This is a genomic window from Spongiactinospora gelatinilytica (assembly GCF_003236385.1).
Taxonomy (GTDB): domain Bacteria; phylum Actinomycetota; class Actinomycetes; order Streptosporangiales; family Streptosporangiaceae; genus Spongiactinospora; species Spongiactinospora gelatinilytica.
Genome location: NZ_POUA01000255.1, coordinates 1 through 11,469, shown reverse-complemented (window position 1 = coordinate 11,469; position 11,469 = coordinate 1). Strand labels below are relative to the sequence as shown.

10 protein-coding genes are annotated in these 11,469 nt (G+C 71.8%); 1 reads left to right on the top strand and 9 read right to left on the bottom strand.

The window, feature by feature from the left end; genetic code table 11:
* Window positions 1-275: 275 nt before the first annotated feature.
* From C1I98_RS26650 to C1I98_RS26610, 9 genes are all read right to left on the bottom strand, one after another.
* A complete protein-coding gene (locus C1I98_RS26650; RefSeq protein ID WP_158558193.1) occupies window positions 276-1,811 on the bottom strand; it encodes an FAD-dependent oxidoreductase in 1,536 nt (511 codons plus the stop codon).
* Complete coding sequence (locus C1I98_RS26645) at window positions 1,804-2,412, bottom strand: PadR family transcriptional regulator (RefSeq protein ID WP_111170171.1); 609 nt, start codon at window positions 2,410-2,412, stop codon at window positions 1,804-1,806. The genes C1I98_RS26650 and C1I98_RS26645 overlap by 8 nt, the downstream gene beginning before the upstream one ends.
* A gap of 74 nt (window positions 2,413-2,486) precedes the next feature.
* Window positions 2,487-3,467, bottom strand: coding sequence for a helix-turn-helix domain-containing protein (locus tag C1I98_RS26640; RefSeq protein ID WP_111170170.1), 981 nt, complete (start codon window positions 3,465-3,467; stop codon window positions 2,487-2,489).
* A 53-nt stretch (window positions 3,468-3,520) separates the two neighbouring features.
* Window positions 3,521-4,264: an SDR family NAD(P)-dependent oxidoreductase gene (locus C1I98_RS26635; RefSeq protein WP_111170169.1), complete on the bottom strand. Its 744-nt coding sequence runs from the start codon at window positions 4,262-4,264 to the stop codon at window positions 3,521-3,523.
* A complete protein-coding gene (locus C1I98_RS26630; RefSeq protein WP_111170168.1) occupies window positions 4,261-5,340 on the bottom strand; it encodes a 2,3-butanediol dehydrogenase in 1,080 nt (359 codons plus the stop codon). The genes C1I98_RS26635 and C1I98_RS26630 overlap by 4 nt, the downstream gene beginning before the upstream one ends.
* Window positions 5,337-6,620, bottom strand: coding sequence for an MFS transporter (locus tag C1I98_RS26625; RefSeq protein ID WP_111170167.1), 1,284 nt, complete (start codon window positions 6,618-6,620; stop codon window positions 5,337-5,339). Before C1I98_RS26625 ends, C1I98_RS26630 begins: the two co-directional genes overlap by 4 nt.
* Before the next feature lie 7 nt (window positions 6,621-6,627).
* The gene (locus C1I98_RS26620) at window positions 6,628-7,161 is read right to left on the bottom strand and encodes a 2,4'-dihydroxyacetophenone dioxygenase family protein (protein WP_111170166.1); all 534 of its coding nucleotides are present in this window, start codon (window positions 7,159-7,161) and stop codon (window positions 6,628-6,630) included.
* A 115-nt stretch (window positions 7,162-7,276) separates the two neighbouring features.
* On the bottom strand, window positions 7,277-7,813 hold the full coding sequence (locus C1I98_RS26615; protein WP_267898077.1) for an NUDIX hydrolase family protein: 537 nt from the start codon (window positions 7,811-7,813) through the stop codon (window positions 7,277-7,279).
* Window positions 7,814-7,888: 75 nt separating this feature from the next.
* Window positions 7,889-9,865, bottom strand: coding sequence for a catalase (locus C1I98_RS26610; RefSeq protein ID WP_111170173.1), 1,977 nt, complete (start codon window positions 9,863-9,865; stop codon window positions 7,889-7,891).
* Window positions 9,866-10,190: 325 nt separating this feature from the next.
* Here C1I98_RS26610 and C1I98_RS26605 point away from each other — a divergent pair.
* The coding region (locus C1I98_RS26605; protein ID WP_233508203.1) for an MFS transporter at window positions 10,191-11,469 on the top strand (1,279 nt) is incomplete at its 3' end.

Below are 11,469 nucleotides of genomic sequence, written 5' to 3'. Positions count from 1 at the left end.
GAGCCATGACCCCCGGCCTGGGAGAGGTAGGCCGGTCGTCAGGAGGTGAAGGACTCACGCGCGCGGTGCCCGCGGGGTGCGTTCGGCCGGACCGGAGGGAGTGCGCGGCCACGTCGGCGTGGCGGCGATCTCACCTCGGCGGAACGGAGGTGCTCCGGCCGTCGGGGAACGGGGCGGAAACGGATCTTTCATTTCGCTTCCCCGTCAACGCCTAGAAAGTTAGGCGGCGCTTTGAGACCGTGCAAGTGCCCGCCACGGCCCCTTAACGTATTCCCCTACCGGCACGGGGTTTCGCACGCCGAGATTTTACCTTCCGGCGAGCCGAACCACATGGTCAGCGCGTGCCGCAGGGTGGCCGCCGGCCTGGGGTCGCGCCTGGTTGACACCCACGCGGTGTGACCGTCCGGCCGGACCAGCAGCCCGGCGAGGCCGGGATCGTCCACGCAGCGGGCGCTGAGCACGTCCACGCGGCCGCGCAGGCCCGCCGCCTCGGCGGCGAACGCCCCTCCCGCGCAGTCCACCAGGACGCCACGCCCCGCGCGCAGCAGCGCGGCCAGGCCGGTGGCCGCGCCGTCCGGCCCGGTCAGCTTCAGGTCGGGGGCCAGGCGGCCCAGCCACGGGTGGTCCTCCCCTCCGGGGTCTGCGGCCTGGCCGGGGGCGGGCGGCATGGCGTAGCGGGTGCCGACGCCGGTCACGGCCTCGGCCAGGTAGCGGTTGACCGGCGCGAGCGCGGTCAGCTCCGTGACCAGTTCGCGCAGCGGGGCCAGCCGTTCGTCATCGCCGCCGAGCAGGGCCTGCGCCTGGGTGTACCGGAGCACCGCGGCCCCGGCGGCGTGCCGTTCGGTGTGGTAGGAGGCGAGCAGCCCGGCGGGGGCGTGACCCTGGACGGTGGCGGCGAGCTTCCAGCCGAGGTTCACCGCGTCCGCCAGGGCGACGTTCACGCCGAGCGCGCCCGCGGGCGGATGGATGTGCGCGGCGTCGCCGGCCAGTACCACCCGGCCTGCCACGAAACGGTCGGCCAGCCGCGCCGCGTCGCCGAACCTGCTCAGCCAGCGCGGCGGGCCGAGCGGGACGTGCCGGCCGAGCGTCTGGTCCAGGGCGGCCTGGAAGTACTCCGCCGTCACCGGCTCGTCGCGCTCCTCCGGCGGGGCGGGGTCCTTGACGACGATCCGGACGTACCCCGGCCTGGGGATGACCAGGACCGCGCCGCCGGGGCCCGTGGTGACCCCGGGGGAAAGGTCGCCCTCGACCATGGGCTCGGCGTCGGCGAGGATCGTGTACCGGGTCGCGGGCGTGCCGGGGAAGCCGATCCCGGCGAGCTTGCGCACGGCGCTGCGCGAGCCGTCGCAGCCGGCGACGTACCCGGCCCTGATCCGCCGCTCCCCCTCCGGGGTCCGCGCGGTCACCGTGACGCCGTCGGCGTCCTGCTCCAGCCCGGTGACCTCGTGCCCCCGCGTGATCCGCACGCCCAGCTCCGCGGCCCATTCCGCCAGCAGCTCCTCCACCCGGACCTGGGCGATGCCCAGCACGTGGCGGTGCCCCGCGGCCATCGCGGTCAGGTCGAGCAGCAGCCTCGGGCCGGCGAACATCATGTGCGGCACGGTCGGCCCCTCGGCCAGGAACCGGCCGGCGATCCCGCGCCGGTCCAGCACCTCAAGGCTGTAGGGGTTGAGGTTGAAGCCCCTGCTGTGACCGGGGTGACGGGGATGCCGTTCCAGCACGGTCACCGGCACGCCGGCCAGGGCCAGTTCGGCGGCCGTCATCAGCCCGGCGGGGCCCGCGCCCACCACGAGCACCGGCGAGTCAGCCACGGACCTCACCGGCCTCGGTCGCCACGCCCTGCGGCCATTCCAGCGCGCCGGTCTCGATCTCGGTGATGATCTCCTCCACCCAGCCGAGTTCGGCCTCGTACATGCGCACCGCGTACTCGACCTCGATCACGAACAGCCGGGGGGCCAGGCCGCCGTCCACGACCCTGGCATGGTCCCGCCGGGCGTCGTCGATCAGCGTGCGCAGCGCGGCCGACCGCGCCCGCAGGGCCGCCGCCGCGCCCTCCTTGCCGAGCGCGCCGAGGTAGGTCACGGCGGACAGGAACTTGGGGTATTCCGCCGCGGGGGTGCGCAGCAGTTCGTCCAGCCAGCGCAGGAACTCCTGGCGGCCGAGCGGCGTGTGCGCGTAGACCGTGCGCTCAGGCCGGTTGCCGCTGCGGGTGATCTCCACGGCGCTGATCCAGCCGGCCCGCAGCAGCGCGTTGACCGTGTCGTACAACGAGCCCGTGGTCAGTTTGAAGGCGCTGTCCAGGCCGCGCTCGCGGAACGCCGCCGCCATCGCGTGCGGGTGCATGGGGCTCTCCTGGAGCAGCCCGAGCACCGCCAGGCCCAGCAGGTTGGACACCCTTCTTCGCGTGCTCATCAAATCCTCGCTTCCGATCGCTCGGATCCGAGTATACGGGCATGCGGATACCCGGCCGGGCCACCGGGGCATGATCAGGTGGTGGCGGCGCGGGTCTCGCTCGGGGTCTGGCCGAACTGCGCGCGGAACACCCGGGCGAAGTGGGCCTGGCTGGAAAAGCCCCAGCGGTAGGCGATGTCGGCGATCGTCAGGTCCCGGCAGGCGGGGTCGGCGAGCTGGTGGCGGGCCTTGAGCAGCCGCCGCTGCAGGATGTACCGCGACGGGGTGGTCTTCGCGCACTCGAAGACCCGGCTGAGGTGGCGGGCCGAGATGCCCATCACCGAGGCGACCCGCCCGGCCGTCAGGCACGGGTCGTGCAGGTGGCGCTCGATGTAGTCCTCGGCGATGATCAACTGGCTGAGCAGCCCGGTCGCGCCCGCCCCGCCGCCCGCCCGGTCCAGGGCGAGCAGCCGGATCAGGTCCAAGATCGCGTCCGCGCCGCCCTGGCGGGCGTCGCCGGAGCCGGGGACCGGGGTGTGGCGCTGCGGGGCCAGCAGGCCGTCCAGCAGCGCCCGCAGCGCGGACAGCAGCGTGCCCTCACGGGCCGAGCCCCTGCCGAAGTGCATCGGCGCGGGCACGCTGCCGGCCAGGCAGGTCCGGGCGAACAGCTCGCGCGGGATGTCCACCAGGATCTGGCGCATGTTGGAGGAGAACCCGAACAGGTACGGCTGGCGCGTGTCGTAGAGCACCAGTTCGCCCGCGTTCACCGACAGGCAGCCGCGTTCGTGCAGGAACACCGCCTCCCCCTTGACCAGCAGGGTGGCGAACACCGAGTCCTTGGGCGCGGTCTTGGCGACCTTGGGGGTGCGCTCGACCACGTGGGCGTTGCCGGCGATCTCGGCCAGCCGTACGCCGTCCACCTGGAAGTTGGTCTGCCTGGCCAGCAGGCCGTGCTCGGAGTACGACGTGCAGGAGAGGCCGACCAGAGCCTTTCGGTTGTACTCCTCCCAAAATCCGATGCGCTCGTCCGGATCGACCGCCTCGGTGGTGGCGCGCGAGATCACGGCGACTGCCATCTCGGTCTCCTCCCTCGTCACAGGGCGGGGCATATGAGAGCGCAACATAACCCTTAAACAGCCAGATATCCACCATCTACCGGTATAACCGCGCCATTGATATAGGAAGCGGCCGGCGAACAGAGAAAGGCGATCACCGCCGCGATCTCCTCCGGCCGGCCGTACCTGTCGGCGGGAATCCGGGCCCGCACCGCGGCGGACGCCACCGGGTCGTCCATCAGGCCCCTGGCCAGCGGAGTGACCACGAACCCCGGGGCCACCGCGTTGACGCGGATGCCCTCCGGCGCGTACTCCGCGGCGAGCGAACGGGTGAGCTGTGACACCCCTCCCTTGCTGGCGCTGTAGGCGGGCCGGTCCCGGCTGCCGGTGAAGGCGAACATCGAGGAGACGTTCACGATCGCGCCGCCGCGCCGGGCGAGACCGTCGCGCGCCGCCTGGCAGGCGACCAGCACGGCGGTGAGGTTCACCTCGATCACCCGCTGCCAGCGCTCGATGTCGTACTCCTGTCGGTCCAGGCTGATCCCCGCGCAGTTGACCAGGTGGTCCACGCCGGGCCCGGCGGCCTCCTCGGCCAGCAGCCGGGCCAGCGCCTCCCGGTCGGTGACGTCCTGCTCCACCACGCGCACCCGCTCGTGCGCGGGCGGGCCGCTCTCATCGCGCGCGGGCAGGCCGATGGCCAGGACCCGCGCGCCCAGGCCGGCCAGCAGGGTGGCCGTGGCCGACCCGATGCCGGAGGTGCCGCCGGTGACGACGGCGTTCCGGCCGGCGAGCACGTCCGGGCGGAAGACAGCGGTCACCGCGGCCCTCCCCGGCCCGAGCCCGGCCGCACCAGGATCTTGATCTCGTCGCCGCCGCCGTCCAGCAGCGCCTCGAAACCGCGCTCGACCACGTCGGCCAGCGGGATCGTGGCGGTGACCACCGCGGCGAGGTCCACGCCCTCCTCGGCGACCAGCCGGATCAGCTCGGGATAGCAGTCCCGGTAGCCGACCGTGGTGATGATCGACTGCTCGTTGTTGACCAGCGCGAACGCGTCCAGGGTCACGGTCTCGGCGAGGCCGACGAAGATCACCCGGCCGCCCCGCCTGGTCGCCGCCAGGCAGGTACGCAGGGTCTCCTCCTTGCCCACCACCTCGAAGGTCACATCGGCGCCCTCACCGCTCGCGCCCGCCGCGACGCGCAGCGCCGCGGCGCCGGCCTCGCGCACGTCCACGATCTCGGTCGCGCCCAGCTTGCGGGCCAGCCGCAGCCGTGACGGGCGGACGTCCGCGGCCACGATCCGGCGCGCGACGCCGTACCGCGCCGCCAGCAGCACGATGAGCAGGCCGATCGGCCCCAGGCCGAGGACCGTCACGGTCTCGCCCTGGCGGATGCCGGCCCGGCGCAGCGCGTGCAGCGCCACCGCGGCGGGCTCGAACACCGCGGCCTGCTCCAGCGACACGGTCTCGGGCAGTTTGTGCAGCATGTACGCGGGCAGCGTGGCCCATTCGGCCAGCCCGCCGTGCCCCATCAGCCCGGCGAACCCGAAGTGCCTGCACAGGTTGTACTCCCCCGCCGCGCAGCGCGGGCACATCCCGCACCGGTAGTGCGGCTCGACCGCGACCCGGTCGCCCGGCGACAGCCCCGGCACGGCCCGCCCCACGGCGGTCACCACGCCGCAGAACTCGTGGCCGAGGATCAGCGGCGCGGCCACCCCCGACTCCGGGTGCGGGGTGCCGACCGGGATGGCGTGCGGCCCGTCGGCGTACTCGTGCAGGTCACTGCCGCAGATCCCGCAGTAGGCCACCGCGATGGTGACCTCGCCGGGGCCGGGTGCGGGCACCTCGACGTCGAGGACCCGCACATCCCTGGCGCCGTGCCACACGGCCGCCCTCACATCGCCTCCTTGGCCACCGCCGCGGGCGCGCCGCGGCGGCGGAGTACGGCGGGCGCGGTCTCGCGCAGCCCGAACGACAGCACGATCACCAGCGCCGCGCCGCCGGCCGCGATGAACATCGCGGTGGACAGCCCCCACTGGTCGGAGGCCCACCCGGCGATCACCGGCGCGAGGAACCCGCCGGCCAGCTCGCCCACGCCCATGATCAGGCCGAGCGCGGTGGCCAGCGCGCCGCGCGGCACCGTCTCGGCCGGGATGGTGGCCATGAACAGCGTGAAGCAGCCGAGCCCGGTGTAGGTGAGGATCATGAGCGCGCCGAGCAGTACCGGATCGGCCACGAACACCAGCGCGAACGGCGAGATCAGGGCCAGCACGCTGAACAGGATCAGCGCCGGCTTGCGGCCGATCCGGTCGGAGATGCCCGGGGTGAGGAACCCCCACAGCACCCACGCCACCCCGAGGCAGGTCATGACGCCGCTCATCGTCCCCGGGTCATATCCCTTGACCGTCGTCAGGAAGGTCGGGGTGAAGGTGATCAGGATGATGAACCAGGTGAGGTAGCAGCAGGCGATCATCATGCACAGCACGATGTTGCGCAGCTTCAGGACCTCGCGCAGCGGCGGCTTGGGCAGCGCCGGCTCGTCCACCGCCGCGGTGTCCAGCCGGGACACCGGCGGGCGCTCGTGGACGGACTTGGCGATCCACGCGGCGATCAGCAGCCCGGGGATGATCGTGACGAAGAACGCCGCCCGCCAGCCGATGGTCTCGGCCAGCCAGACCACCACGAGCGGGGCCAGAATGCCGCCCAGCAGGCCCGCGGACGAGCCCTGGACCAGGCCCATGTTCAGTCCGCGGCGGTTCTCCCTGGACGCCTCGGCCATCAGCGACTGCGCCATCGGCAGCACCGCGCCCTCCGCCACGCCCATCAGGGCGCGGGCGGCGAGCAGCCCGGCGAACGCGCCCATCAGCCCGGAGGCCGAGGAGAACAGCGAGAAGCACAGGACCGCGGCGATCAGGATGGGCTTGCGGCGGCCGAGGCGGTCGGAGAGGCGGCCCGCGACCATCCCGGCCAGCGCCCAGGTGAGGGCGAGCACACCCGACAGGGTGCCGAGCTGGGCGTTGGTCAGGCCGATCTCGGCGTCGATGTAGGGGGCGAGGAAGGCGAGCGCCTGGCGGTCGAAGAAGACGAATCCGAAGGCCAGGAACAGGATGAGCAGCAGCCGGTTCTCATACCGGTCGGCCTGCCGGCCCGCGGCGTGGCCCGCGTCGTGAGTGGTCATGGCGCGGTCAGCGGAACAGGGAGTTGACGTAGGCGGAGCCGATGCCGACCTTGTCGTAGTGCTCCCGGCACATGGCGATGTAGTCGTGCACGTCGAAGTGGCCCTGCGGGTTGCCGTCCTCGTCCAGCCAGATGAGCGGGCCCTTGACGATGAAGAAGGTCTTCATCGGCTCGCCGCTGTCGTAGGCGACCAGGGTGTGCCCCTCGCCGGGGGCCTCGTAGATGAAGTCGCCGGCCGTGGCCGTCCAGGGCCGCTCCAGGTATCCCCACTTGCCGGAGATGGTGTAGGCGAACACCTCGTGCGGGTGGTAGTGGCGGTTGACCAGCCCGGCTTCCTTGGCGCGCAGGATGTCGGCCCAGCTGTTGTCCTTGACGTTGATCCACAGCGGGCGGGATCCGACCGTGTCGGTGAACGGCACGTAGTAACGGTCGTCGTCCGTGGCCACCTGGGAGAGGTAGACCTCGGGCAGCGCGTCGGGCTTCTGGGAGTTCTGGATGGGCTTGAGGTCCTTCCAGAACTCGTTCGTAGCGTTTTCGGGCATTGTTAACGGTTCCTTTCACCGGTCGATGCCCGAGAGTGAACCCCGTCACGCCCATCCGTGTCTTTCCTCAGCCGGACACGGGGCTTGCCGGTTCAGGACCCCTGCGCGCGCTACCTCACGGCAGCCGGCCGACGTGCGCGAGCGCCTGCTTGAGGAGTACGCCCTGCCCGCCGGTCATCTCCTGCTGCACCACCGGGGATGCCGCCTCCTCCGGGGTGAACCAGATGAGGTCGAGCGCGTCCTGGCGGGGGCGGCAGTCGCCCGCGACGGGCACGATGTAGGCCAGCGACACGGCGTGCTGGCGGGGGTCGTGGTACGGAGAGACCCCCGCCGTCGGGAAGTACTCGGCGATGGTGAACGGCTGCGGCGAGGGCGGCACCTGGGGCAGTGCCACCGGGCCGAGATCCTTCTCCAGGTGGCGCATGAGCGCGTCGCGCACCCGCTCGTGCAGCAGCACCCGCCCGGACACCAGGGCACGGCTGACCGTCCCATCCGATCCGATGCGCAGCAGCAGGCCGACGCGGGTCACCACACCGCAGTCGTCGAGCCGCACGGGGACGGCGTCGACGTAGAGGATCGGCATCCGCCCGCGGATCGATTCCAGTTCGCCGGGAGCGAGCCAGCCGGGCACGGTTTCGGTCATTTCGGTCACCAGGCAATCGTACTTGCCCGGCCGCTCCCGCACCGGTCGCCGGCGAGACCCGCGCGCCGGTGTTCAGGGGACCACTCAGGCGGGGACGCCGGAGATGTCCCGGTCGAAGTGCCTGTGGGCGGCGATGGCCGCGATGAACTCCTGCTCGAACGCGCCGCCGGTCGTGTCCGGCCCCACCACCCCCGGGCCGGGGGACAGCGCCGCCGCCTCCAGCAGGGCGCGCCCGCCGGGAAGCGCGGCGACGGCCTTGCCGTGCTTGAACGCCTCGCGCACGAAGTGCACCGTGTACGCGTTCGCGGCCAGACCCCCGCCGTCGGCGAGCAGCACCGCGTCGTACAGCACCGAGGAGGCCGTGGTGAGCTGCCGGTCCGCGGTCAGCCCGGCCACCGTCCCCTCGCGCGGGGCCAGGATCTCGCAGATCGCCCCCTGGCCGGTGAGCGCGCCGCGGACCGGTTCCACCTCGCTCGCGGCGGTGTCGTCGGAGACCAGGACGGCGATCTTGCGGGTGGCGATCGAGTCGCGCGGCGCGTTCGCCTGGCTCAGCGCGGGCGACATCTTGCCGTGGTTGGCGGTGCCGCCCGATGGCACGTCCAACCCCAGCCCGTTCGCGACGCCCTCGGCCAGCGTCTGGTCGATGTGGATCAGGTGGGCGAGGACCTTCTCCTTGATGTACCGCCGCTCCACGTGGCCCAGCTCGAACAGGAAGGCCGCCACGATGTGCTGCTTCTCCCAGGGCGACATGCTGTTCCAGAACAGCGTGGCCTGGCTGTAGTGGTCCTCGAAGCTGGGGCTGCGCTTGCGGATCTTGTTGCCGTCCACCCGCTCCTGGTAGTGCCGGAAGACCCCGTCCCACTCCCCGCTCTTGGCCGCGGTGATCGGGCAGCCGCCGCTGATCGAGTTGACCGAGTAGCTGGTCCGGCTCTGGTGGATCATGTGCTGGTGGTAGCCGTCCCGCTGGTCGTTGTGCACCGGCGCGATCGGGCGGTTGACCGGGATCTGCGGGAAGTTCGGCCCGGCCAGCCGGATGAGCTGGGTGTCCAGGTAGGAGAAGTTGCGGCCCTGGAGCAGGGGGTCGTTGGTGAAGTCGATGCCGGGCACGATGTTGGCGGTGTGGAAGGCGACCTGCTCGGTCTCGGCGAAGAAGTTCTCGGGGTTGCGGTCGAGGACCATCTTGCCGACCGGCCGTACCGGGACCTCTTCCTCAGGAATGATCTTGGTGGCGTCGAGCAGGTCGAAGTCGAACTTGTGCTCGTCGGCCTCCGGCACGAGCTGCACGCCCAGCTCGTACTCCGGGTACGCGCCGCGCTCGATCGCCTCCCACAGGTCACGCCGGTTGAAGTCGGGATCGTTGCCCTGGACGCGCAGCACCTCGTCCCACACCAGCGAGTGGGTGCCGAGCACCGGCTTCCAGTGGAACTTCACGAACGTGCCCCGCCCCTCGGCGTTGACCAGCCGGAAGGTGTGCACGCCGAAGCCCTGCATCATGCGGAAGCTGCGCGGGATCGCCCGGTCCGACATCAGCCACATGACCATGTGCAGGCTTTCCGGCTGGAGCTGCACGAAGTCCCAGAACGTGTCGTGCGCCGACTGGGCCTGCGGGATCTCGTTGTGCGGCTCCGGCTTGACCGCGTGGACGAAGTCGGGAAACTTGATCCCGTCCTGGATGAAGAACACCGGCATGTTGTTGCCGACCAGGTCGTAGTTGCCCTGGTGGGTGTAGAACTTGGTGGCGAAGCCGCGCACGTCCCGCACGGTGTCCGCCGAGCCGCGCGAGCCCGCGACCGTGGAGAACCGCACGAAGGTGGGCGTGACCAGCGACGGATCGCACAGGAACTGCGCCACCGTGTACTCCGCCAGCGAGTCGTCGTACGCCTGGAACTTGCCGTAGGCGCCCGCGCCGCGGGCGTGGACCACGCGCTCGGGGATCCGCTCGTGGTCGAACCTGGTGACCTTCTCCCGGAAGTGGAAGTCCTCCAGCAGGGTCGGCCCGCGCTCGCCCGCCGACAGGGAATTGTCGGTGTCATCGATCCGGACGCCCTGGTCCGTGGTCATTCGCGTGTCGTGGGAGTCGATTCGGTAATCGTCCAGTTGCCGCTGCTTGTCGTCACTTTCACCGGCCACAGGGTCCCCCCAGAGGATTGAGTGGAATTCATCCGTTTCGGGGGCCACCGCGGTCCATACCCACCTCCACTGGAACGGGAAGCGCAAGTGCAGGTCAGCGGTATGGCGATCATCCGCGGCGGCCATATCCGGGCTCGGCCGCCCGCCCGCCACGCCGACTGCGCGGCACCCGGGGGATCAGGCCCGCCGCCTCCTCTGCCCACATCGGTCGCGATAAAAACAGGTTTTTTGTGGTCAGACCACTTATTAAGCTCTAATGGTGCACAAACTCCCCCGTCCTGATCGGGCCACCGTGCGCGCCCGCATGGGCGTCTTCGGCTACTTCTTCCTACTCGGTATCACCGTGGGCATGTGGTCGGCCGGACTGCCCGCGCTCAACGAGCGACTCGACCTCGGCCCCGCCCGGCTGGGCACCGTGCTGCTGCTGGTGGCCGCGGGCGCGCTGGCCGCCATGCTGCTCGCCGGGCCGCTGGTGGACAGGTACTCCAGCAGGAGGGTGTCCTGGTTCACCGGGCCGCTGTCCGCCGTCCTGCTGATCGGCCCGGCCCTGGCCCCCGGCTTCCTGTGGCTCGCCGTGCTCGCGGTGGTCTTCGGCATCGGCCTCGGCACCGTGGAGGTGGCGGTCAACGCCCACTCGGTGGAGGTCGAGCGGCGGTACGGGCGGCCGATCGTCTCGGCGTTCCACGGCGTGTGGAGCCTGGGCGGCGCGGCGGGCGGGGCGATGACGGCGGCCGGGCTGCAGGCGGGCCTCGACGGGCAGGTCCTGCTCATCGCGGCGGCCGTCGTGGTCCCGTTCGCCTACCTGCCGTGCGCCCGGCTGCTCGGCCCGGCGGTCGAACCCCCGCGCGCGGCCCAGGCGACGCTGCTCTCCGGTACGACCCGGTGGGGGATCGTGGCCGTGCTCGGCGTGGTGGCGTTCGCCGGGCACCTGTCGGAGGGCGCGGCGATGGACTGGGCGGCCCTGCACGCCCGCTGGGTGCTCGACGCCGATCCGGCGCTCGCGCCGCTGGCGTACACGATCTTCTCGGTGGCGATGACCACCGTGCGGCTGCTCGGCGACCCGCTGCGCGCCAGGCTCGGCGCGGCGCGCACGATCCGGCTGGCCGGCATCCTCGCCGCCTGCGGTTATGCGCTCGTACTGGCCGCGGGCGCGGTCCCGGCGGGGCTGTCGGTGGCATGCGCGTGGACCGGCTGGGGACTGGCCGGCGTCGGGCTGGCCACGGTCATCCCGGTGATCTTCAGCGCGGTCGGCGCCTCAGGCGACTCGGTGGGCCGCGCGCTGGCCCTGGTCACCGCCTTCGGCTACACGGGCCTGCTGGCCGGGCCCGCCGCGCTGGGCTTCGTCGCCGAGTCCTTCTCACTGCCCGCCGCCCTGGTGATCCCCGCGGTGTTCGCCATCGTCGTCGCCGTGGCGGGCGGCCGCGGCCCACACGATGATGGACATCGCCTCCAGCACCGCGATCACCGCGGCACTGCCGATCAGCATGAACCGCACATCGGCGACGCCACCGGCGAGCAGCCCGCTCAGGCCGAAG

What these genes read in the sequence shown, in the direction of transcription:
- C1I98_RS26645 (WP_111170171.1), bottom strand. Translation starts at nt 2,412, where the DNA reads ATGAGCACGCGAAGAAGGGTGTCCAACCTGCTGGGCCTGGCGGTGCTC.
- C1I98_RS26640 (WP_111170170.1), bottom strand. Translation starts at nt 3,467, where the DNA reads ATGGCAGTCGCCGTGATCTCGCGCGCCACCACCGAGGCGGTCGATCCG.
- C1I98_RS26625 (WP_111170167.1), bottom strand. Translation starts at nt 6,620, where the DNA reads ATGACCACTCACGACGCGGGCCACGCCGCGGGCCGGCAGGCCGACCGG.
- C1I98_RS26620 (WP_111170166.1), bottom strand. Translation starts at nt 7,161, where the DNA reads ATGCCCGAAAACGCTACGAACGAGTTCTGGAAGGACCTCAAGCCCATC.
- C1I98_RS26610 (WP_111170173.1), bottom strand. Translation starts at nt 9,865, where the DNA reads ATGACCACGGACCAGGGCGTCCGGATCGATGACACCGACAATTCCCTG.